General features: G+C 60.6%; 16 protein-coding genes, 1 tRNA gene and 2 pseudogenes. 9 read left to right on the forward strand and 10 right to left on the reverse strand.

The window, feature by feature from the left end:
* Positions 1 to 209 precede the first annotated feature (209 nt).
* Positions 210 to 1,628 carry a short-chain fatty acid transporter gene (locus tag ACQKP2_RS21060; RefSeq protein WP_427579150.1) on the reverse strand — a complete coding sequence of 473 codons (1,419 nt, stop codon included), beginning with the start codon at positions 1,626 to 1,628 and terminating at the stop codon, positions 210 to 212.
* Positions 1,629 to 1,826: 198 nt separating this feature from the next.
* Here ACQKP2_RS21060 and ACQKP2_RS21065 point away from each other — a divergent pair, with 198 nt between their 5' ends.
* The 6 genes and pseudogenes from ACQKP2_RS21065 to ACQKP2_RS21090 all read left to right on the forward strand — a co-directional run bounded on the left by ACQKP2_RS21065 (position 1,827) and on the right by ACQKP2_RS21090 (position 6,948).
* Complete coding sequence (locus ACQKP2_RS21065) at positions 1,827 to 3,140, forward strand: MFS transporter (RefSeq protein ID WP_427579152.1); 1,314 nt, start codon at positions 1,827 to 1,829, stop codon at positions 3,138 to 3,140.
* Positions 3,141 to 3,359: 219 nt separating this feature from the next.
* Positions 3,360 to 4,046: pseudogene (locus tag ACQKP2_RS21070) on the forward strand (PAS domain-containing protein); the annotation flags it as partial.
* 102 nt (positions 4,047 to 4,148) lie between these two features.
* Positions 4,149 to 4,586, forward strand: a pseudogene (locus ACQKP2_RS21075) (methyl-accepting chemotaxis protein); the annotation flags it as partial.
* Between the two features lie 106 nt (positions 4,587 to 4,692).
* Positions 4,693 to 5,292: a flavin reductase family protein gene (locus tag ACQKP2_RS21080; protein ID WP_427579153.1), complete on the forward strand. Its 600-nt coding sequence runs from the start codon at positions 4,693 to 4,695 to the stop codon at positions 5,290 to 5,292.
* Between the two features lie 47 nt (positions 5,293 to 5,339).
* Positions 5,340 to 6,434 (forward strand): D-alanine--D-alanine ligase, encoded by a 1,095-nt coding sequence (gene ddlA, locus ACQKP2_RS21085; protein WP_427579155.1) that lies wholly within the window; start codon positions 5,340 to 5,342, stop codon positions 6,432 to 6,434.
* An 85-nt stretch (positions 6,435 to 6,519) separates the two neighbouring features.
* Positions 6,520 to 6,948 (forward strand): TOBE domain-containing protein, encoded by a 429-nt coding sequence (locus tag ACQKP2_RS21090; protein WP_427579156.1) that lies wholly within the window; start codon positions 6,520 to 6,522, stop codon positions 6,946 to 6,948.
* A gap of 64 nt (positions 6,949 to 7,012) precedes the next feature.
* Here ACQKP2_RS21090 and ggt read toward each other — a convergent pair whose 3' ends face one another.
* Positions 7,013 to 8,845, reverse strand: a complete 1,833-nt coding sequence (ggt, locus tag ACQKP2_RS21095) for a gamma-glutamyltransferase (protein WP_427579157.1) — start codon at positions 8,843 to 8,845, stop codon at positions 7,013 to 7,015.
* Between the two features lie 166 nt (positions 8,846 to 9,011).
* Between ggt and ACQKP2_RS21100 the strand changes: the two genes are divergently transcribed.
* Entirely contained in the window at positions 9,012 to 10,115 is a 1,104-nt protein-coding gene (locus tag ACQKP2_RS21100) for a M14 family metallopeptidase (protein ID WP_427579159.1), read from the forward strand.
* A 140-nt stretch (positions 10,116 to 10,255) separates the two neighbouring features.
* Here the strand turns inward: ACQKP2_RS21100 and ACQKP2_RS21105 are convergent.
* From ACQKP2_RS21105 to ACQKP2_RS21130, 6 genes are all read right to left on the reverse strand, one after another.
* Positions 10,256 to 10,332, reverse strand: a tRNA-Met gene (locus ACQKP2_RS21105).
* Between the two features lie 69 nt (positions 10,333 to 10,401).
* A complete protein-coding gene (locus ACQKP2_RS21110) occupies positions 10,402 to 11,874 on the reverse strand; it encodes an amidase (protein ID WP_427579161.1) in 1,473 nt (490 codons plus the stop codon).
* Between the two features lie 61 nt (positions 11,875 to 11,935).
* Complete coding sequence (locus ACQKP2_RS21115) at positions 11,936 to 12,982, reverse strand: extracellular solute-binding protein (RefSeq protein ID WP_427579162.1); 1,047 nt, start codon at positions 12,980 to 12,982, stop codon at positions 11,936 to 11,938.
* Positions 12,983 to 13,009: 27 nt separating this feature from the next.
* The gene (locus ACQKP2_RS21120) at positions 13,010 to 13,816 is read right to left on the reverse strand and encodes an ABC transporter permease (protein ID WP_427579164.1); all 807 of its coding nucleotides are present in this window, start codon (positions 13,814 to 13,816) and stop codon (positions 13,010 to 13,012) included.
* Positions 13,816 to 14,736: an ABC transporter permease gene (locus tag ACQKP2_RS21125; RefSeq protein ID WP_427579166.1), complete on the reverse strand. Its 921-nt coding sequence runs from the start codon at positions 14,734 to 14,736 to the stop codon at positions 13,816 to 13,818. Before ACQKP2_RS21125 ends, ACQKP2_RS21120 begins: the two co-directional genes overlap by 1 nt.
* Positions 14,737 to 14,751: 15 nt before the next feature.
* Positions 14,752 to 15,870, reverse strand: a complete 1,119-nt coding sequence (locus ACQKP2_RS21130) for an ABC transporter ATP-binding protein (protein ID WP_427579167.1) — start codon at positions 15,868 to 15,870, stop codon at positions 14,752 to 14,754.
* Between the two features lie 228 nt (positions 15,871 to 16,098).
* On the opposite strand from ACQKP2_RS21130, the gene ACQKP2_RS21135 reads away from it, so the two are divergent.
* Entirely contained in the window at positions 16,099 to 17,004 is a 906-nt protein-coding gene (locus ACQKP2_RS21135) for a LysR substrate-binding domain-containing protein (protein WP_427579168.1), read from the forward strand.
* Between the two features lie 33 nt (positions 17,005 to 17,037).
* On the opposite strand, the gene ACQKP2_RS21140 is transcribed toward ACQKP2_RS21135, so the two are convergent.
* Positions 17,038 to 19,095, reverse strand: coding sequence for a methyl-accepting chemotaxis protein (locus tag ACQKP2_RS21140; protein WP_427579169.1), 2,058 nt, complete (start codon positions 19,093 to 19,095; stop codon positions 17,038 to 17,040).
* Between the two features lie 329 nt (positions 19,096 to 19,424).
* Here ACQKP2_RS21140 and ACQKP2_RS21145 point away from each other — a divergent pair, with 329 nt between their 5' ends.
* A complete protein-coding gene (locus ACQKP2_RS21145; protein WP_427579171.1) occupies positions 19,425 to 20,642 on the forward strand; it encodes an MFS transporter in 1,218 nt (405 codons plus the stop codon).
* A gap of 175 nt (positions 20,643 to 20,817) precedes the next feature.
* Here the strand turns inward: ACQKP2_RS21145 and ychF are convergent, their stop codons facing one another.
* Positions 20,818 to 21,918 (reverse strand): redox-regulated ATPase YchF, encoded by a 1,101-nt coding sequence (gene ychF / locus ACQKP2_RS21150; protein WP_427579172.1) that lies wholly within the window; start codon positions 21,916 to 21,918, stop codon positions 20,818 to 20,820.
* Positions 21,919 to 21,973: the final 55 nt, after the last annotated feature.

Consider the following 21,973-nt stretch of genomic DNA (forward strand, 5'->3'; position numbering starts at 1 on the left):
GATCCTTTTCAGCGTGAGGTTCCCGTGATTGGGGTTGCCTACATACTGAAACGGGCGATGGACAATGGTCTAGTGGGCAACTGAAAACTTACGGGTATTTCATTGTAGGAGCGAGCAAGCTCGCGATGGTCGTTAACGAAAACGCGGGCTGTCTGGATGCCCGCGTAATCGTTGGACACCATCGCGAGCTTGCTCGCTCCTACAGAGAGTCAGGGTACTACCGGTGGCATATAGGCCAACGTCGACCCCAGCGCCCATAGCAACACCAGTACCAGCGGTGTGTGCACCAGCAACTGCACGAACGAGAACCCGATCAGATCCCGCGCCTTCAGCCCCAACACGCCGAGCAACGGCAGCATGTAGAAAGGGTTGATCAGGTTAGGCAGGGCTTCGGCAGCGTTGTAGATCTGCACGGCCCAGCCCAGGTGGTATTTCAGGTCGTTGGCCACCTGCATCACGTAGGGTGCTTCGATGATCCACTTGCCGCCGCCGGACGGGATGAAGAAGCCGAGGATGGCCGAGTACACGCCCATCAACAGCGCGTAGGTGTCGTGAGAGGCAATGCTGACGAAGAAGGTCGAGATGTGGTGAGCCAGGGTCTGCGCATCGGTCCCCTTGACCGTGGTCATCAACGCCGCAATCGAGCCGTACAGGGGGAACTGGATCAACACGCCGGTGGTGGTCGGTACCGCACGGGCCACGGCATCGAGAAAGCTGCGCGGGCGCCAGTGCAGCAGGGCACCGAGCATGATGAACAGGAAGTTGTAGGTGTTCAGGCCGGAAATGGCGCTGATCGTAGGTTTGGTCGAGAACTCATGGAACAGCCAACCGGCGGCCAGCAGCACCAGCAGTATCGTCAGCAAAGGGCTGTGTTCCAGCCACTCGCCGGGGCGGGTGCGTGGTTGCAGCGGGGGCAGGTTGAAGCTCGGATCGACGCCACAGGCCTTGGCGTCTCGCGCCGAATTGGGGCCGGGGGCGGTGGCGTAGGCAATGATGATCGAAACCACCACCAGCGCCAGCAGCATCAAGCCCGATTGCCACAGAAAGATCGTCTGAGTGAATGGAATCACCCCGGTAATCGACAGAATCGACGGTGGCAGGCTCGCCGGATTGGCCTGCAACTGTGCTGCTGACGACGACAACCCCAGGGCCCACACTGCGCCGAGGCCCAGGTAAGCCGCGGCGCCGGCGGCACGGTAGTCCATTTTCAGATCGGTGCGGCGGGCGAGGGCACGTACCAGCAAGCCGCCGAAGACCAGGGACAAGCCCCAGTTCAGCAGCGATGCGACCATGGAGATCAGTGCGACCCAGGCCACGGCGGAGCGACCGTTTTTCGGTAGTTTCGCCAGACGATCAATCAGCTTTACGGCAGGCGGCGAGCTGGCGACCACATAGCCGCCGATCACCACGAAAGCCATTTGCATGGTGAAAGGGATCAGGCTCCAGAAGCCATCGCCAAACGCCATGGCCGCGTCGGTGGGCTTGGCGCCCATGGCCATGGTCGCCACGGCGACGATAATCACCGCCAGGGCGGCAAACACCCAGGAGTCGGGGAACCAGCGTTCGGCAAAGCTTGAGCAGTGCAGGGCAAAGCGGGCGGAGCGGCTATCTTCGATATCGGCGGCCACGGGAGTACCTCGGATTTTTATGTTTGTTGTGGTCCTAGGGGCGGCACAGGCCCGTCTGGACATGCACTAACAGTAAATCAAGCGTGGTTTTTTTGCGGGGCTGTTTTGCGGCTATGGGACTTTGGTCTAACGGGTTGTTCACAGGCGCGTTTGCGTAGACCATGGGCGCCTTGGTTTTTGCCTGCCAGAGTTCTTTTCATGACTGCCAACACCGAAACGCGCCCGGCGCCGTTCAGCCGCTCGGACTATAAAACCCTGGGGCTCGCCGCCCTCGGCGGTGCACTGGAAATCTACGATTTCATCATTTTCGTGTTTTTCGCCCTGACCTTGAGCCAGCTGTTCTTTCCACCGGAAATGCCTGACTGGCTGCGACTGCTGCAAAGCTTCGGGATTTTCGTCACCGGTTATCTGGCCCGGCCGCTGGGCGGCATCCTGATGGCGCATTTTGCCGACCGACTTGGGCGCAAGCGGGTATTCAGCCTGAGCATTCTGATGATGGCGCTGCCGTGCCTGCTGATCGGGATCATGCCGACCTACGCGCAAATCGGCTATTTCGCACCCCTGCTGCTGTTGCTGCTACGAGTCCTGCAAGGGGCTGCGGTGGGCGGTGAAGTGCCGAGCGCCTGGGTATTCGTCGCCGAGCACGCGCCGGCAGGCCATCGTGGTTACGCGCTGGGCTTTTTGCAGGCGGGATTGACCTTCGGCTACCTGCTCGGCGCATTGACCGCTACCTTTCTGGCGCAGGCCTTCACACCGACGGAAATCCTCGATTACGCCTGGCGTTTGCCGTTCCTGCTGGGCGGTGTGTTTGGCGTGATTGGCGTCTGGCTGCGTCGTTGGCTCAGCGAGACACCCGTGTTCATGGCCATGCAGGCCCGACGCGAAGAGGCCGTCGAATTACCGCTTCGCGCCGTGCTGCGTGAGCATCGACTGGCCATGCTGCCAGCGATGATTCTGACCTGCGTGCTGACCTCGGCCGTGGTGGTCTTCGTGGTCATCACCCCGACCATGATGCAGAAATCCTTTGGCATGACCGCCAGCCACACGTTCGCCCTGAGCGCACTGGGCATCGTTTTTCTGAACATTGGCTGTGTGCTGGCCGGGCTGCTGGTGGACCGTATCGGCGCCTGGCGTACCGTGATGCTTTATAGCCTGCTGCTGCCGCTGGGTATTGGCCTGCTCTACAGCTGCCTGATCAGCGGCGCCGGCTGGATCGGCCTGGCCTACGCGGTGGCCGGGCTCGCTTGCGGGGTGGTCGGCGCGGTGCCGTCGGTCATGGTCAGCCTGTTTCCGGCAAGTATTCGGGTGTCGGGTATTTCCTTTACCTACAACATTGCCTACGCGGCCTGGGCGAGTATCACACCGTTGCTGTTGATCGGTCTGATGCCCTGGACGCCCTGGATCTGTGTGATTTTCTGCGCGGTGATGGGGGCGGTGGGCGTCGGCAGCGCAGCGTATTTCGGTGCGCGCATGCCGAGAATTGCCAACTGCTCGGCCGCTGGCGTCGTTTGAGCGAAGGGGGCGGTAGAGGCGGTGTAATATTTTTTTGTAGGACAATGCTCAGGCGCTCTTCAGAAAAAATCCGCAAGGCCGATGGTTAGGCTGCATATCGTTTTCTATCCAGTCCATCGGTGCGTCCCCATGTTCAATAAACGCTTGAAGCAGGAGCTGTCGGCTCTTCGTGAAGAACTTTCCAGCCTTCAGCAAGTGAAGGAAAGCCTGGAAAGCGAGATGCTGGTGCTGACTCTCGATACGGATGGACGGATTCTCTCGGTCAACCAGAATTTCCTTGATGAAATGCGCTACAAGAGCAGTGAACTGCTCGGTCGGCACATCGAGGAAATCGTGCCTGATCATGTGAAGAACGACGAATTCCAACTGCGTTTCAAGAATGCACTGAACCGTGGCGAGCATTGCGCCGGTGCCGTGCGCCTGTTGCGCGGGACGGGGCAGGAAGCCTGGTTGCGTTCGATCATGCAGCCCGTGCGATCGGCCGATGGCCGTCTCAAGCATTTCTCGATCTTCTCCAGCGATCTGACCCGCACCATCGAGGCCTCCCGGGAGCACGAGAACCTGATCGGAGCGCTGGTGCGCTCGACGGCGGTGATCGAGTTCGACCTCGATGGCAACGTACAGACAGCCAACGATCGTTTTCTTTCCGGCATGGGCTATAGCCTGGCGCAAATCAAAGGCAAACATCACCGCATGTTTTGCCGGCCGGAGGACGCCAACAGTGCCGAGTATCAGGATTTCTGGCGCCGCCTGAATGCAGGCGAGTACGTGGCGGGCCGTTTCAAGCGTATCGATAGTCATGGGCGTACAGTCTGGTTGGAGGCTTCCTACAACCCGGTGGTCGATGCCAACAACAAACTCTACAAAGTGGTGAAGTTCGCCACGGTCATTACCGATCAGGTCAATCAGGAGCAGGCTGTAGCCGAGGCGGCGAACATTGCCTACAGCACCTCCCAGCAAACCGACCAGAGTGCCCAGCGTGGCAACGCCGTGGTGACCCAGGCTGTGGATGTGATGCGCGACCTCGCCAAGCACATGCAGACCGCTGGCGATGGTATCGAGGCGTTGAACGAGCAATCACTGGTGATCGGCACCATCGTCAAGACCATCAGTGGCATTGCCGAACAAACCAACCTGCTGGCACTCAACGCAGCCATCGAAGCCGCCCGTGCCGGCGAGCAGGGACGCGGTTTTGCGGTGGTGGCCGACGAAGTTCGGCAACTGGCCTCGCGCACCAGCCAGGCAACCGACGAGATTGTACTGGTGGTACGTCAGAACCAGGACATGGCTCGCAACGCGGTGGCCCTGATGACCGACGGCAAGCTTCAGGCCGAACAGGGGCTGGCGCTCGCGGCGGAAGCGGGCACCGTCATCGTCGAGATTCAGGATGGTGCGCAGAAAGTGGTCAATGCAGTGGGACAATTTGCCAGTCAGCTGTCGAGTTGAGTCCAGCGCGGTACCAGGCAAGGAAAAGATCGCCATGGGCGATCTTTTCATTTCAGGGTTTTTTATCCCGCTACAATCGGCTCCTTTCTCCAAGGAGCAAACAACCATGAGCGTTTCCCACCGCCGTCCGGTCCCTTTGTCCAAAGCCTATCGTTTGCTCAATCACGGGCCGACCGTGCTGGTCAGCGCGGCCCATGGCGGCGAGCGCAATATCATGGCGGCGGCTTGGGCCATGCCCCTGGATTTCGAACCGCCGAAAATCGCCGTGGTGCTGGACAAGTCCACCTGGACCCGCCAATTGCTGGAGGCCTCGGGCACCTTCGTGCTCAATGTTCCCTGCGTGGCACAGGCCGATATCGTCCAGACTGTCGGTAACACGTCGGGTCTGGAGCTGACCCGGGAGCAGGGGCGCGACAAGTTCCAGATCTACGGCTTGGCGACCTTCGACGCCGGCTTGATCGATGCGCCGATGCTCGAGGGCTGCGTGGCGTGGCTGGAGTGCCGACTGCTGCCGGAACCGAACAATCATCAACAATATGACCTGTTCCTGGCAGAAGTGATTGCCGCCCAGGCCGACGAGCGCGTGTTCAGTGACGGGCGCTGGCACTTTGAAGGGCAGGATGCGTTGCGCACTTTGCACCATGTTGCCGGCGGCCATTTTCTGACCATAGGCGAGCCAGTGGACGGCAAGACGTTGCAACCCTAAGGTTGATTAAGTTCGAGTAGTAGGCACATTCACATCGAGGTCTGGCAATGAGCAAACTGCGTGTAGGAATTATCTTCGGCGGCCGCTCGGCAGAGCATGAAGTGTCGCTGCAATCGGCAAGGAACATCGTCGACGCGCTGGACCGTTCGCGTTTCGAACCGCTGCTGATCGGTATCGATAAACAGGGGCAGTGGCACCTCAACGACCCTTCGAATTTCCTGCTGAACCAGGAAAACCCTTCGTTGATCGCCCTCAATCAGTCCAACCGCGAGTTGGCGGTCGTTCCGGGCAAAGCCAACCAGCAACTGGTGGAAACCTCCAGCCAGGAATTGTTGGGGCATGTCGATGTGGTTTTCCCGATTGTCCACGGCACCCTCGGTGAGGATGGCTGCCTGCAAGGCCTGTTGCGCATGGCTGATCTGCCCTTTGTCGGCTCCGACGTGCTCGGATCGGCGATTTGCATGGACAAGGACATCAGTAAACGCCTGCTGCGCGATGCCGGGCTGGCCGTCACGCCGTTCGTGACCTTGACCCGTGCGACTGCAGCGCGCAATGGATTCACCGACGTGGTGGGCAAATTGGGTTTGCCATTGTTCGTCAAACCGGCGAACCAGGGATCCTCCGTAGGCGTCAGCAAGGTCGTGGATGAAGCCCAATACCGGGCGGCGGTGGAGCTGGCGCTGAGCTTCGATGACAAGGTGCTGGTGGAATCCGCCGTCAGCGGCCGCGAGATCGAGTGCGCAGTGCTCGGCAATGACGATGCTATCGCAAGCGGTTGCGGCGAGATCGTGGTGCACAGCGAGTTTTACTCCTACGAAAGCAAATACATCGACGACAAGGCCGCTGAAGTGGTGGTGCCTGCCAGTATCAGCGTCGAGGCCAGCGAGCGTATCCGTGCCATGGCCGTCGAGGCATTTCAGGTGCTGGGTTGTTCCGGGTTGGCGCGGGTCGATGTGTTCTTGACCGACAGCGGTGAGGTGCTGATCAACGAAATCAATTCCCTGCCGGGCTTTACCCGCATCAGCATGTACCCAAAACTGTGGCAAGCCGCAGGAATGACCTACAGTGAACTGGTCACGCGGCTGATCGAACTGGCCCTGGAAAAACATCGGGCTCGAGAGGCGCTGAAAATCAGTCGATGAACGGGTGCGACATTGCGCCATGCCCACTCAGGCAGAATGATGTTGTAACTTGTATACAAAAATAACCATTGGAGGCTACAAAGTCATGAAGGTCAGCGCGCGTAACGTATTCAAGGGCACCATCAGCCAGGTGCAATCCGGGGCGGTCAATGCGGAAATCTCCCTGAAGTTGCCCGGTGGCAATGAGCTGGTGGCGGTGGTCACCATGGAAAGCGTGAAAAGCCTCGGCCTGGCCGTCGGCAAGGAAGCGGTCGCACTGGTCAAGGCGCCGTGGGTCATGCTGATGACTGAATCCAGCGACATTCGCCTCTCCGCCCGCAACTGCCTGGAAGGCAAGGTCACCAGTGTCACCGATGGCGCCGTGAACGCCGAAGTGGTCATCCAGCTCGACGGCGGCACCGAGGTCTACTCGATCGTCACCCGTGACGCCGTGGCCGAGCTGGGCCTCGCACCGGGTGTCAGTGCGACAGCGGTGATCAAGGCGTCGCATATCATTCTGGGTGTGCCGGCCTGATTTCAGGTCATCCATGAGTAGGGGCCTGCCAACCGGCAAGCCCCTACTCAATGTTGCGCAAGACTCAATCCCCCAACGCTTCTCCCTCGCGCCGAGGGTCGGCTCCGCCGGCCAGCGACGTTTTGCCCTGTGCATCCTTGACTCGAACAACGGCCTGGGTGCCGCTGGTCATGTCGATCTCGCTGACGTTATGGCCTTTGTCTTTAAGCGCTTTTATCAGCGCTGGGCTGAACTGCCCTTGCTCCAGTTCGGTGGGGCCGTTGCGGCTGCCGAAGTTGGGCAGGTTGATGGCGGCTTGCGCGTCGAGGTTCCAGTCGAGCAGGCCGATGGTTGATTTGGCCACGTATTCGATGATCTGTGAGCCGCCGGGGGAGCCGATACTGGCGACGAATTCGCCGCTCTGGCGATCGAAGATCAGCGTGGGCGCCATGGATGAGCGTGGGCGCTTGCCCGGCTCTACGCGGTTGGCGACTTTTCGCCCGTTTTCTTCAGGAATGAAGGAAAAATCCGTCATTTCGTTATTGAGCATGAAGCCTTGAACCATCAGGTGCGAGCCGAAGGCGGATTCGATCGTGGTGGTCATGGAAATGGCGCCACCCTGGTCATCGACCGCCACGACTTGCGAGGTTGAAATACGCAGTGGCGACCGATCCGGTGCGTAAGCCACCTCGATGCCCGGAGGCGTCCCTGGCCTGGCAGTGCCCATGCTGTTTTCGCCGATCAGGGCGGCGCGGCCGGCCAGGTAGGTCGGGTCCACCAGTCCCTTGACGGGCACCGGTACGAAGTCCGTATCGGCCACGTATTGAGCGCGGTCGGCGTAGGCCAGGCGTTCGGCTTCGGCAATCAGGTGCATGGCTTCAGGGGCAGGTTCAAGGCCGGCCGGTGCGTTGGTTTTCACAGGTTTGAGCGGCGCCAGCGCGAGGCGCTTGTCCTGCGTTTCCAGGGCTTGCAGTGTGCCGAGGATCTGCGCCACGGCGATTCCCCCTGACGAGGGTGGCGGCATGCCGCAGACCTGCCAGCGTTTGTAGTCGGTGCACAGTGGCGCGCGCTCCTTGGCCTGATAGTTGGCGAGGTCGCTCAGCGACAGGCTTCCGGGGTTGGCATGGGCCTGAACCTTGGCCACGATTTCCTCGGCGACAGGCCCTTTGTACAACGCATCCGGGCCTTCATGGGCAATGCGCTTGAACACGGCGGCCAGTGCCGGGTTCTTCAGGTTCGTACCGACGGCTTTCGGGCTGCCATCGGCATTGCGGAAATAGGCCATCATTTCCGGTGAGCGTTGCATGGATGAATCCGCGGCGATCAACTGGTGCAATCGAGGTGAAATGGCAAAGCCTTGTTCGGCAAGCTGGATGGCAGGTTCAAACAGTTGCGCCCAAGGCAGTTTCCCGTGTTTCTGATGGGCCAGTTCCAGCGCTCGCAGCACGCCGGGAGTGCCCACTGAGCGCCCGCCGATCTGCGCTTGAGGAAAGTCCATCGGTTGCCCGTCCGCCCGCAGGAAAAGCTTTTCGGTGGCACCGGCCGGCGCGGTTTCGCGGCCGTCGTAAGTCCGTACGTTTTTACCGTCCCAAAGAACGATCAAGGCGCCACCGCCGATGCCCGACGATTGCGGCTCGACCAGCGTCAGGACTGCCTGCATCGCAATTGCTGCATCGATGGCCGAGCCGCCTCGGCGCAACATCTCCCGGCCGGCTTGCGCCGCCAGCGGGTTGGCCGCCGCCGCCATATATTTTTCGGCGTGTCGGGTTTGCAGGTCGGTGCGGAAGCCGGATGCACTTTCCGGGGCGAGCGGCAGGGTCGGCACCGAAGCGTTGTTGCACGCGGCAAGTGCCAGGGCGCTGGCGATCAGGGCAAGGGCGGGCAGGCGATAGCGGCTCAAATGGAAGATTGGAAACACGCGGGGCACTCCATCCGTTGGGTCCAGGATCAATGGACTGTATCGGCCGACCGCAAGGGACGCAAACCGGGGGCGGTGGTGCAAGTGTTTTTGCCCTTCATGAACCCGCGGATTTTCTGTAGGGTCGTCAGTAACAGGCAGGCCAAAAGATCAACAAGAGGCAGACATGCAGACCGAGTTTCCAACCCAGCCGAGCTATCGCGCCCAGCGTGAACAATTTCTTGCCGCAGCGACTGACGCTGGCGCAACGCTGACCGAGTACCCCCATCCACTTCAAGGGCCGTTCGGCGAGCCGCTGAGTACCGATGTGGCGGTGCTCGGCGATCCGGGTGCCAAACGGCTGCTGGTTGCGTTGAGCGGCACCCACGGCGTTGAGGGTTTCTATGGCTCCGGGTGTCAGATCAAGTGGATGCAGGATCTGGGCAGGCGTTCTCTGCCGGCGGATGTCGCCGTGGTCATGATCCACGCGATCAACCCTTGGGGCATGGCGTGGTTGCGTCGGGTCAACGAAGACAACATCGACCTGAACCGCAATCACCTGAACTTCCAGCAACCATTGCCAGACAACCAGGCGTATGAGGCGCTGCACGAAATCTATGCCTGCACACAGTTGAAAGGACCCGAACGCGACCGCGCGGATGCCTTGCTTGACGAACAGATCCGCCAGCATGGCTGGCCGGCGGTGATGTCGATTGTCGAGGGCGGGCAGCATGCTCACCCGGATGGCCTGTTTTTCGGTGGGCTGGCGCCGAGCTGGTCGAACCGCACGCTGCACCGGATCGTGCAAAACCATGTGGCCCATGCGCAGGTCGCGATGTGTTTCGACTTGCACACGGGGGCCGGCGAATACGGGCATCCGATGTTGCTGACGATCACTGAATCGGCGTATCCGGCGCTGACGGATGCACAGGCGATCTATGGTCCATGGCTCTACAGCCTGCAAACCGGCGCCGACACCGTCAGCGAGACGGGTGTGGCGGCGACGGCCACCGGCTACACCTCGCAAGCGCTGATCGATGCGCTGCCGCAAGTGCGGTTGATGCCCTTTGTGATTGAGTGCGGGACATATCCGGGGCCGGACGTGCATCGTCATCTGCGCGATGACCATTGGCTGCATCTGCACGGCAATCCGAGCGACGCGGTGGGGCGCGAAATCAAACTGAACCTGCTGGAGCAGTTCTATCCGGCCGACAGTGACTGGCAGGCCATGGTCTGGTTGCGAACCTGGCAGATTTGGGAGCGGGCGTTGTCCGCGTTGCCGACGTTGTAGGAGCGAGCATGCTCGCGATGGTCGTTAACGATAGCGCTGGTTGCCTGATGCCCCGCGGTGTCCTGTCGTCCATCGCGAGCATGCTAAATTCTGCAGGCATAAAAAAACGGCTTACCTTGCGGTAAGCCGTTTTTAGTACTTGGTGGCTACACAGGGACTTGAACCCCGGACCCCAGCATTATGAATGCTATGCTCTAACCAACTGAGCTATGTAGCCAAGTGGCGCGCATTATTCACCGGTAATGGACATGCGTCAAGCATAAATCTAAAAATTTTTTCTGCGCTTTCAACCGTTTATCAAAATCTCATCTTTAAGCAGCGGTGAAGGGCAGCGCTGGAACCAGCGACTGGCCTGTTCATAGGCGTGGGCCAATTGCAGGACAGCGAAGTCGGCCTGGTGTTTGCCGATGATTTGCAGGCCCATGGGCAAACCGTTCTGATTGAAACCCACCTGGACGTTGGCCACCGGACAACCCGACAGGGTGGCGGGAATCACCACCTCCATCCAGCGGTGGTAGGTGTCCATGGTCACTCCTTCGATCGAGCCCGGCCACGGCTGGGTCTTGTCGAAGGGGAATACCTGGGCGCTGGGCAACAGCAGGTAGTCGTATCGTTCGAACAACCTGGAAATTGCCCGGTACCAGTCGCTGCGTGCGACCGACGCGCTAAACACGTCACTGGCCGAAAGTTTCAGGCCGTTTTCGATTTCCCAGCAGGCTTCGGGTTTCAACAACGCGCGCTTTTGCGGGTCGGCGTAGGTGGCACCCAGGGAACCGGCGACCATCCAGTGGCGCAAGGTTCGCCAACTGCTCCACAACTGCTGCGGCGCGAACCCGGCTTCAGCCGGTTCGACATGGCAACCCAGGCTTTCGAAATCGGCAAAGGCTTTTTCGCACAGCTGCACGATGCCTTTTTCCATTGGCAGGTAGCCGTTGAAATCACCGAGCCAGCCCAGGCGCGTGCCTTTGAAGTCGCGATCCAGCGGGGCGGCGAACGCGCAGCCGGACTCGGCAATGGACAACGGGGCCCGGGCATCGGCACCGGCCTGTACCGACAGCAGCAAGGCAGCGTCACGCACGCTGCGGGCCATCGGGCCCTCATAGCCGAGTTGGTCGATAAACAGATCGGCACTGTCATCGAAAGGCACACGACCCTGGGACGGGCGGAAGCCAAAGATATTGTTGAAGGCTGCCGGATTGCGCAGCGAGCCCATCATGTCGCTGCCATCGGCCACCGGCACCAGGTGCATGGCCAGTGCTGCCGCGGCGCCGCCACTGCTGCCGCCGGCGGTCTTGCTCGGGTCATAGGCGCAACCGGTGGCACCGAACAACGGGTTATAGCTTTGCGAGCCGAGACCGAACTCCGGGGTGTTGCTCTTGCCGATGATGATCGCGCCGGCCGCCTTGATCCGCTCCACCATGATGCCGTCGCGTTCGGGGACAAAATCCTTGTACAGCGGCGAACCCAGCGTGGTGCGGATGCCTTGGGTCAGCGACAGGTCCTTGATGGCGTGGGGCAGGCCGTGCATCCAGCCCAGGTATTGGCCACGCGCCAGTTGCGCATCGCGCAGATCGGCCTGGGCCAGCAGGTCCTGCGGATCTTGCAGGCTGACCAGCGCATTGACCTTGGGGTTGTAGCGTTCGATATGGGCAAGATAAGTCTGCATCACTTCCCGGCAGGATACCTGGCGCAGGCGGATGCGTTCGGCGAGTTCATGGGCCTGCAGCAGGACCAGTTCGCTGATGTTGTTAGTGTTCATTGCAACGCTGCCTTTGAGACGGCTGGAGAAACGCCCCGTCATGACGCCGGGGCGACAGGTGTCAACGCATCAGGCTGGTCCAGAGACGGTCGGACAGGCGGATCGCGCCTTCGCCGCAGGTCTTGCTGAACACCACCTGAGTGCCCTCGGGAATGTGCAGCTCCGGGGCGTCCTTGAGGTTTGCATCAAGGAAGGGTTCCACCCCTTTGATCGGGCTCTGGTGCTTGAGGAAGTTCTGGGTCATCGCGGCGTTTTCAGGCTGGCTGAGGAATGCGATGAACGCCTTGGCATTGGCCGGGTTCTTGCTGCCCGTCGGGATCACCATGTTGTCGACCCAGGCCAGCACGCCTTCTTTCGGGTACAGGTATTTCAGGCTCGGTTTCATTTCCCGCGCGCGCATCGACGAGCCACCCCAGAACGTCGACATGTCGATTTCGCCCGAGGCGAGGTTTTCGCGGATCGAGCCAGCCTTTGAGCTGTAGGTTTTGACGAACGGCTTCTGCGCCTTGAGCAGGGTCAGCACCTGCTGCATCTGTTTCGGGTCTTCACTGCACAGCGGGATGTTCAGGTACAGGCTGGCCATGTCGACCATGTCGCTGACCGAATCGAACATGTTGATTCGTCCCTGCAGCTCGGCTGGCGGCTCATAAAGCACCTTGTAGCTGTCGGCAGGGCCTTTGTAGCGCCCGGTATCGAGCACCACGCTGGTGGTGCCCCAGATGAATGGCACGGAATAGGCGCCCTCCGGGTCCCACGTCGGTTTTTTCAGGTTGTCGACGATACCGGCGTAGTAGGGCTCATTGACCGGGTCGAAGCGCTCGAGCAGCTTTTCCTTGATCAGGATGGGGATGAACTGATGCGAGGGAATCGCCACGTCATAACCCGCGCCGCCCTGTTTCAATTTGGCCAGCAGGGTTTCGTTGGAGTCGTAGGAGTCGACGGTGACTTCGATGCCGGTCTGCTTCTGGAACTTGGCGAGAATCTCCGGCGAAAAGTAGCCGCTCCAGCTCACCACATTGAGTTTTTCCGCGGCCTGAGCGCTACCGGCCATAGCCAGTGGCAATGTCAGGAACAACGAGGTGCCGATGCTTGCAATCAACTTGCTCATGCTATTTCCCCACAGTACTTGGAAAGATCAGGCGTTCTTTTTGCCCAACAGGTAAGAGAGACTGACGAACAGCACCGAGACGCCCAGGATCAGGCTCGACACGGCGTTGACATCGGGTGTCACACCCATGCGTAACAGGCCGAAGATGAAGATCGGCAAGGTGGTGGTGCCCGCCTGGGAGACCATCATCGAGATCACGAAGTTATCCAGGGACACGATGAAGGCCAGCATCAACCCGGAGAAAATCCCCGGCATCAGCAGCGGCAGGGTGACCTTGCGGAAGGTCCGCCATGGTCCGGCGTACAGGTCGGCCGAGGCTTGCTCCAGAGACAGGTCCATATCGTTCAGCCGGGCGCGGATCGGCAGGAAGGCGAAGGGAATGCAGAACACCGTATGGGCGATGATCAGATTGCCGTAGCCCAGGGACAGGCCAATGGTGGAGAACAGTGCGAGGGTGGCGACACCGACCACGATTTCCGGCAGGACCAAAGGCAACATGATTGCGCCCATGGACAACTGCAGCCCCTTGAATTTTGCTCCCCGTGAAGTGCCGAGGGCGGCGAGGGTGGCAATGACCGTGGCGATCATGCTGGCGCAAACGGCGATCAACAGGCTGTTGCCGGCCGCCTGGCGCAGGGCCTGGTTGGCGAAGGCCGCCCGATACCAATCGAGGCTGAAACCGGTCCATACCGTTGCCGATTGATTGGCGTTGAACGAGTACACCACCAGCACCACGATCGGTGCGTAGAGGTACAGGTAGAACAGGAAACTGAAGCCGCCGAACCCCGGGAAGTCCTGTACGCCCAGGCCTTTGCGTTTGAATGGGCCGATCATCACACACCTCCTTTGGCGATGCGCTGGCGCTCGGCACGCAGGGCGTAGACCGTCAGTACCAGCATGACTGCCGTCATCAACACCAGCGAAAGTGCCGCGCCGAAAGGCCAGTTACGGGCATCGCTGAACTGCCGGAAGATCAGGTTGCCCAGCATCATCTTCGTGCCGCCGCCCAGCAGCTCCGGGGCGATCATGGCCCCCAGGCAAGGCACGAAGGTGAGGATGGCGCCGGCCAGAATGCCTGGTTTGGCGATGGGCAAAACCACCTTGCGCAACGTACGAACACGACCGGCATAAAGGTCCTGGGCGGCTTCCAGCAAGCGGATGTCCATCCTTTCCAGGGTGGCGTAGATCGGCAGCACGACGAAGGGCGCGTAGGTGTAGACCAGCCCCAGCAACACCGCGCCGTCGGTATACAGCAGTGGCAACGGTTGATCGATGACGCCCAGGCCCATCAGGCTGTTGTTGATCACCCCGGAGTTACGCAGCAGCAGGATCCAGGCATAGGTGCGGATCAACAGGTTGGCCCAGAACGGCACGGTGATCAGAAAGATCAGCAAGCCACGGCGGTGTGGCGGTTGCATGGCCAGCCATACCGCCACCGGAAATCCGATCAGCAGCGTCACGACGGTCGTCAGCGCGGCGATGCCGATGGAGCGCAGGGCGATGATCAGGTAGGAGTCGGCGAAGGCCAGGCTGTCGTCCAGTTGACGTTCGAACAGCAACGAGGTGTAGGCGTCGCTGCTGAACACCTTGTTCACCCCGCCGTAGGGGTTGGCCTCCATCAGCGAATAGCCGATGACGATCAGGATCGGCACGATCAGAAACAGGCCGATGGCGGTCAGCGCCGGACTGACGCCGAGGAAGTTCTGGAAGGCTCGACGGCGTTCCAGTGTCTGGGTGATCGGTAAAGCGGACATGGCAACTCCTCGTGCTCAATCGTGCAGGACGCTGACACTGGCGCGTTCGAACAGCAGGCCGGCCTGACTGCCCGTGGCGAAGCGCAGGCTGCGGTCGAGACTGTTGGGTGTGCGCACGGTGAGGCGCGAGCCGTCGCTCAGGCTGACTTGATATTGCAGGTCGGTGCCGAGGTAGATCTGTGTTTCGACCCGGCACGGCAAGGCGTTCTCGGTGTCGGCGGGAACCAGGTGCAGGCGCTCCGGGCGCACCGACAAGGCGACGGTGGTGCCGACTGCAACATCGTCGCAAGGCAGTGCCGGAAGCGGATGACCGGCCGGCCCGGCGAACCAGGCCGTGCCGTCCTCGACCCGGGTGACGGTGCCTTCGATGAGGTTGGTTTCGCCGATGAAGTCCGCCACAAAGCGATTGCGCGGGCGTTCGTAGATGTCTTCCGGCCGGCCGACCTGCTGCACTTCGCCCTCGGACAACACGGCGATGCGGTCGGACATGGTCAGGGCTTCTTCCTGATCGTGAGTGACGAAGATGAAGGTGATGCCAGTCTTGGCCTGAATGGTCTTCAGCTCTTCGCGCATGGCCTGGCGCAGCTTGAGATCCAGTGCCGAGAGCGGTTCGTCGAGCAGCAATACCTTGGGGTGTGGCGCCAGGGCCCGGGCCAGGGCGACGCGCTGTTGCTGCCCACCGGACAATTGCGTCGGCTTGCGATTGGCGAAGCGTTCCATCTGCACCAGGGCGAGCATTTCGCGCACTCGGTCGGCCATTTGCGCCTTGCCCAGCACTTTGCCCATCGGGTGCGATTCCAGGCCGAAAGCCAGGTTCTCGGCGATGGTCATGTGCGGGAACAGTGCGTAATGCTGAAACACCGTGTTGACCGGGCGCTGGAAGGGCGGGCGGTCGGCGATGTTTTCGCCGTAGAGCAGAATCTCGCCTTCGGTGGGAAATTCGAACCCGGCGATCATGCGCAAGAGCGTGGTTTTACCGCAGCCGGACGGACCGAGAAGGGTGAAGAATTCGTTGTCGCGAATATCCAGGTCGATGCTTTTGAGCGCTACGGGGCCGGTGTGTGGATCACCGTAGACTTTGCGCACTGAGCGGATGGACACCGCCAGCGTTTGCAGCGAATGCACAGCATTCATGCGTTACCTCCGATTCCCCCATCGCCTGCGGTTTCGCCGGAATCTGCGACGCCGTCGGGCCATGGATATTTATTTTTCTTGGGCAGGATCGAGATGCGTTTTGGGGTCAAACCAGCTGTTTTATTGTTCTGCTGTGGGGCGATTATCAGTGAGGGGTTGCGGGGAGCGAAACTTCAATTTAAACATAGAGACTGTTAAATAATTTAATAGCCGTAGGTGTCCGGAATCATGCCTGATCACCGTTTGCCGCCGCTCAATGCAGTGCGTGCCTTTGATGCCGCCGCCAGGTTGGGTAGCTATGTCGAAGCCTCGAAAGCCTTGCACGTGACCCAGCCCGCCATCGGCCGCCATGTGAAGCTGCTGGAGGATTGGCTGGGTATCCAGTTGTTCGAGCGCACCTCTCGCGGGGTCAACCTGACGGTGGCGGGAGAGAAGTACCACCGCAAGATTGCAGCGGCCTTGCAACTGATCGTCGAGGCCGGCAAGGACGTGCAACCCAGGCATGCCGAGCGCTGGCTGCGGATCATGGTGGTGCCGGGGTTCGCCAAGCGCTGGCTGATGCCCCGTATCGAGGCCATGCGGCATTTGCGTCCGGGTTTGAAGTTCGCCATCGAACCCAACTCCACCTTCACCGAGGTGGATGGAAAAAGCGCCGATCTGGGGATTGTCTACGGCCTGGACGGGCAATACGCCAACTCGCGCGAAACGCTGATTTGCCCGCGGGTTTTTCCGATTTGCACGCCCGGTTACCTGGCCAGCATCGATCCGATCAGCAGTCCCGCCGATCTGGTGAAACACGAGCTGATCCACGTCGATGATGGTGAGTGGTGGAACCTGTGGTTTGCCGCACATGACCTGGATATCCATCTCAACTCGGACATGCTCTACGTCAACAACGACCACGCGCTGTCGGTGGCCGAAAGCGGGCAAGGTATCGCGTTGGCCAACGAAGTGCTGGTGCGCAATGAGCTCGATGCCGGCAAGCTGGTGCGCGCGGTGGATGCGCAAGTGAAGCTGGAAAGTTATCGAGTGCTGACGCCATCGGCCGAATTGTCAGCGGACGTGGCGTGGTTCATCGAGTGGCTGAAGTCCGAGCTGGAACGGGATTTCCCCGAGGCGGTGATCGGCGTCTGAAACGCCGCGCTCACCGCCCCTGGGCACGCGGCTTCAGCTCAAGCGGAACCGTCCGGTGTTATTGCTCAACGCCTTGCTGCCCAGGCTCAAGGTATCGGCAGCCTGGTTCACTGCTCGTGCGCCTTCGAGCAAACGGAGCGCCGCCTGATCGACTTGCTGGATGTTGCCACTGACTTCGTCGGCGGTGTTCGCTTGCTCGTCGACCGCCGTGGCAATCTGCGCCAGCGTGTCGCTGACGCCCTGTACCGCACTGGCGATTTCCCCCAGACGCTCGCCGAGGCCGGTCACGGCCTGTGCGTCGGACTGTGCCTGGCCGCAGGCGGACTCCATCAGGCTGACCGCTTCGTTCACGGTGTTGCGCAAGCTGTCGACCGTGCCGGCGATCTGCGCGGTCGAGGACTGGGTGCGTTGCGACAGGCTGCGCACCTCGTCGGCCACCACCGCGAAACCGCGACCCTGTTCACCCGCGCGAGCGGCCTCGATGGCCGCGTTGAGTGCCAGCAGGTTGGTCTGCTCGGCCACACCGCGAATCGTGTCGACCACCAGTTGAATCTGCTGGCCTTGCTCGCTGACCCGGCCCAATGCCGCAGCCGCTTCGCTCAAGCGCTGATTGAGCTGCTGGATGCTGGCTGTCGTGCGCACGCTGTCACGGCTGCTGTCGGCGGCGATGCGCTGGGTGTGCCGGGCGCTGCCGGAGGCCCGTTCGCAGCTTTCTGCCACCCCTTGGGAAGTGGCGGCCAGTTGCGTCGCGGCGGCGGCAATCTGGCTGATCTGCAATTGCTGGGCTTCGACTTCGCCCAGGGCGTCGCTGGAGTGATGATTGAGCGATTGCACAGCGTCACTCAATTGCAGGGTTTCGTGATCGACACCCAGCAGGCTGGTGCGCAGTTGCACCACGGCAACGTTGAGGGCATTGCTGATGGCTGCCAGTTCATCCCGACCCTGTACCGGCACTTGCACGCTCAGGTTGCCATCGCGCAAGGCTTCGGCCAGCACGGTAATACCGCTGGCGCTGCGGCGGATCGATGCCTGCAGACAGACAAACAGATACAACGCGACCAGCAACAGGCAGCCAAACACACTGGCCACGAGCATGAACTGGCGAATCGCCGAGCCATGGTAGTCATCCAGGCGCTGGTCCAGCGACACCAGCGACTGCTGGCGCAGCGTGGCAAGGTCCGAGAGCAGGTCATCCAGGCTGCGCTCGAAGTCTTGCGGCTTGAGGTTGATGCTGCCGCCGAACACGCCATCATCGATGACCTTCAGGCCCGCATCGAGACGCTTGAGACTGTCGTGATACTGCCCGGCCCAGGCTTGCAGCGCATTGGGTAGTCGCGCTTCGAGCAGGCCGGCTGTTTTCACCAACTGGTCCCGGGCATCACCGATACGACTGCGCAAGTCGCGAAGTTGCAGGCGGCTTTGCAAGGTGAATTGCCCGGACACGACAGACGCCTGCCCGACGCTGGCCAGGCGGCCAACCCGCTCGATCAGGTCCGGTGCGTGTTGGGTGGAGATCTGTGTCAGCAGCCAGGTTTCCAGCCACGGTGCCAGCGTCAGGCGATTGTCCATGGCGATCTGTTCGCGCAAGGCTTGCAGGGCGCTCAAGGCATTGGTGAAACGGTCATAGCCGTCCGGCCACCAGCCGACGCCGGCAAGGCTCTTGGAGTCCAGCCCATCAAGGGCATTTTTCAGCGTCTGGTAGCGGGTCAGGGTTTCGCCCTCGGCGCCTTCTTTATGCAGGACTTCGTTAAGGTCCGATGCAGCCTGGGCAACGGCGGGCTGGACGGCATCGAACGCGGCCATGGCGGCGAGGGTGGCGGGTGTTGGCTGGCGATTGGTTTCGGTCGCGCGCCAACGTGCCGCGCGATCACGCTGGGCAGCCAGGAGGTTGTCCAGCGCATCGAGGGCAAGCAGTTGGCGAACGCCGGCGCGTTCGCCGGAAATCAGGTTCAGTTTGTCGCGGTAATCCAGGCCGATCATCCACAGACTGCCCGCCAGCGGCAGGATAAACAGTAGGAACAACAGCTGGAATTTGCGCGCGAAGCCAAAACGGCCCAGCAATCCGATCCCCGGTGATAAAAAAGCCTGCATGCCCCATGACTCCTCTGGACACCACGCACCTTTGGCGTGCATCGGGTTGCTTGTGACCCCGACCTGTGCCCGTTAAAAGGCCTCGGAAGTGCACCGCGTCCGCTGTGTAGGCCGACGCTGTAGCGAAACTTCCCATTCTCGGTCCCCTTTGTAAGGGGCCGCGTTGAAGCGGATAAGCAAGGCAAGATTCAGACCATGGCTATGGGCTATCACCGCGAGGCGATGAGCGTCGAAGTCGTTAGCAGGCTAAGGGGATAGCGCTGGCGCACTGAAAAATGGCACATTGGCGCACCTGCCCGTGTGCACTTACCTGTTGTCCGGAAAACCCAATGGCTATCAGCAACGCTCAGTCCGCCACTACAACGGCGCCTGCCTCGTCACAAAGCAGCCCGTTGGTCATGCGTATCATCGGTGCCGTAGCGCTGGCGCACTTGATCAATGACCTGATTCAATCGGTGCTGCCTTCGATCTATCCCATGCTCAAGGCCAGCTATGGCCTGACGTTCACCCAGGTCGGCCTGATCACGCTGACCTTTCAACTGACGGCCTCGCTATTGCAGCCATGGGTGGGCTACCACACCGACCGCCATCCCAAGGCGTGGCTGTTACCCGCCGGCACGGTGTGCACCCTGATCGGAATCCTGATGATGTCGGTGGTGAGCAGCTTTGCGCTGATCCTGCTGGCGGCGGGACTGATCGGCATCGGCTCATCGACCTTTCACCCGGAAGCTTCTCGCGTGGCACGCCTGGCGTCGGGCGGGCGCTTCGGCCTGGCACAATCGACCTTTCAGGTCGGCGGCAACGCGGGCTCGGCCTTTGGCCCCTTGCTGGCGGCAGCGATCATCATTCCTTTCGGTCAAGGGCACGTGGCCTGGTTCGGCCTGTTCGCGGTGTTCATGCTGTTCGTGCTGTACCGGATCAGTCGCTGGTACGCCAATCACTTGAACCTGTTCAAACTCAAGCAAGGCCAGGCGGCGACACATGGCTTGTCCAAGGGGCGGGTGATCAGTGCGCTGATCGTGCTCGGGTTGCTGGTGTTCTCCAAATATTTCTACATGGCGAGTTTCACCAGTTACTTCACCTTCTACCTGATTGAGAAGTTCGACCTGTCGGTGGCCAGTTCGCAGTTGCATCTGTTCCTGTTTCTCGGCGCGGTTGCGGCGGGAACCTTTTTCGGCGGACCGATTGGCGACAAAATCGGGCGTAAGGCTGTGATCTGGTTCTCCATTCTGGGTGTTGCACCGTTCACCTTGATCCTGCCCCACGTCGATCTTTTCTGGACCAGCATCCTCAGCGTGGTCATCGGCTTCATCCTGGCCTCGGCCTTCTCGGCTATTGTGGTGTACGCGCAAGAACTGGTGCCGGGCAATGTGGGGATGATCGCCGGTGTGTTCTTCGGCCTGATGTTCGGCTTTGGCGGTATTGGCGCGGCGCTGTTGGGGCACCTGGCGGATATCCACGGCATCGAACACGTGTACCTGCTGTGTTCGTTCCTGCCGTTGCTCGGTGTGCTGGCGATTTTCCTGCCGCGTACCAAAAAGGCCTGAAAGAAATTCTGTAGGAGCCAGGCTTGCCGGCGAAGACGACATCACGTCGTGCGGCGCCATTGAAAACGCCTTCGCCGGCAAGCCTGGCTCCTACAGAATGGGGTTTCATCAGGCACAAAAAAGCCGCGTATCAAACGCGGCTTTTTCTTGGGCGGGTGCTTCGCTCTCTATAACGTTAGACGTTGAAGCGGAAGTGCATCACGTCGCCATCTTTAACGATGTAGTCCTTGCCTTCCAGACGCCACTTACCGGCTTCCTTGGTACCGGCTTCACCCTTGTACTGAATGAAGTCGTTGTAGGCGATCACTTCGGCACGGATGAAGCCTTTTTCGAAGTCGGTGTGGATCACGCCAGCGGCTTGTGGTGCGGTGGCACCGACGCGGACGGTCCAGGCGCGTACTTCTTCCACGCCAGCGGTGAAGTAGGTCTGCAGGTGCAGCAGATCATAACCGGCGCGGATCACGCGGTTCAGGCCAGGCTCTTCCAGGCCCAGGGCCTCCAGGAACATGTCCTTTTCTTCGCCTTCTTCCAGCTCGGCGATTTCCGCTTCGATCTTGTTGCAGACCGGCACAACCACGGCGCCTTCTTCTTCGGCGATGGCCTTGACCACGTCCAGGTGCGGGTTGTTTTCGAAACCGTCTTCAGCAACGTTGGCGATGTACATGACCGGTTTGGTGGTCAGCAGGTGGAAGCCCTTGATCACCAGTTTTTCATCGACACTCATGTTCTTCATCAGGCTGCGCGCAGGCTTGCCATCAGTGAAGTGAGCGATCAATTGCTCCAGCAGCGCCTTCTGGGCCACGGCGTCCTTGTCGCCGCCCTTGGCGTTGCGCGCAACCTTCTGCAGTTGCTTTTCGCAGCTTTCGAGGTCGGCGAAGATCAGTTCGAGGTCGATGATTTCGATATCGCGTTTCGGGTCGACGCTGTTGGAGACGTGAATTACGTTCTCGTCTTCGAAGCAGCGGACCACGTGGGCGATGGCATCGGTTTCACGGATGTTGGCCAGGAATTTGTTACCCAGGCCTTCACCTTTCGAGGCACCGGCTACCAGGCCTGCAATGTCGACGAACTCCATGGTGGTCGGCAGGATGCGCTTCGGATTGACGATGGCTGCCAGGGCATCCAGGCGCGAATCCGGCATCGGCACGATACCGCTGTTGGGTTCGATGGTGCAGAAGGGGAAGTTTTCGGCCGCGATACCGGATTTGGTCAGGGCGTTGAACAGAGTGGATTTGCCGACGTTAGGCAGGCCGACGATGCCGCAATTGAATCCCATGGTGTTTCCCCTCGGGTAAGAGTCAGGCCTTCTGGCTGTGCAGGTTTTTCATCGC

Origin of the sequence: Pseudomonas sp. NPDC089569 (assembly GCF_050280625.1) — a bacterium.
Taxonomy (GTDB): domain Bacteria; phylum Pseudomonadota; class Gammaproteobacteria; order Pseudomonadales; family Pseudomonadaceae; genus Aquipseudomonas.

Bases quoted from the DNA above. Each gene is read 5' to 3' on its own strand.
- ACQKP2_RS21110 (WP_427579161.1), bottom strand. From the start codon at position 11,874: ATGAACACTAACAACATCAGCGAACTGGTCCTGCTGCAGGCCCATGAA.
- ychF (WP_427579172.1), bottom strand. From the start codon at position 21,918: ATGGGATTCAATTGCGGCATCGTCGGCCTGCCTAACGTCGGCAAATCC.
- ACQKP2_RS21120 (WP_427579164.1), bottom strand. From the start codon at position 13,816: ATGATCGGCCCATTCAAACGCAAAGGCCTGGGCGTACAGGACTTCCCG.
- ACQKP2_RS21125 (WP_427579166.1), bottom strand. From the start codon at position 14,736: ATGTCCGCTTTACCGATCACCCAGACACTGGAACGCCGTCGAGCCTTC.
- ACQKP2_RS21135 (WP_427579168.1), top strand. From the start codon at position 16,099: ATGCCTGATCACCGTTTGCCGCCGCTCAATGCAGTGCGTGCCTTTGAT.
- ACQKP2_RS21130 (WP_427579167.1), bottom strand. From the start codon at position 15,870: ATGAATGCTGTGCATTCGCTGCAAACGCTGGCGGTGTCCATCCGCTCA.
- ACQKP2_RS21140 (WP_427579169.1), bottom strand. From the start codon at position 19,095: ATGCAGGCTTTTTTATCACCGGGGATCGGATTGCTGGGCCGTTTTGGC.
- ACQKP2_RS21100 (WP_427579159.1), top strand. From the start codon at position 9,012: ATGCAGACCGAGTTTCCAACCCAGCCGAGCTATCGCGCCCAGCGTGAA.
- ACQKP2_RS21080 (WP_427579153.1), top strand. From the start codon at position 4,693: ATGAGCGTTTCCCACCGCCGTCCGGTCCCTTTGTCCAAAGCCTATCGT.
- ACQKP2_RS21145 (WP_427579171.1), top strand. From the start codon at position 19,425: ATGGCTATCAGCAACGCTCAGTCCGCCACTACAACGGCGCCTGCCTCG.
- ACQKP2_RS21065 (WP_427579152.1), top strand. From the start codon at position 1,827: ATGACTGCCAACACCGAAACGCGCCCGGCGCCGTTCAGCCGCTCGGAC.
- ACQKP2_RS21090 (WP_427579156.1), top strand. From the start codon at position 6,520: ATGAAGGTCAGCGCGCGTAACGTATTCAAGGGCACCATCAGCCAGGTG.
- ACQKP2_RS21115 (WP_427579162.1), bottom strand. From the start codon at position 12,982: ATGAGCAAGTTGATTGCAAGCATCGGCACCTCGTTGTTCCTGACATTG.
- ddlA (WP_427579155.1), top strand. From the start codon at position 5,340: ATGAGCAAACTGCGTGTAGGAATTATCTTCGGCGGCCGCTCGGCAGAG.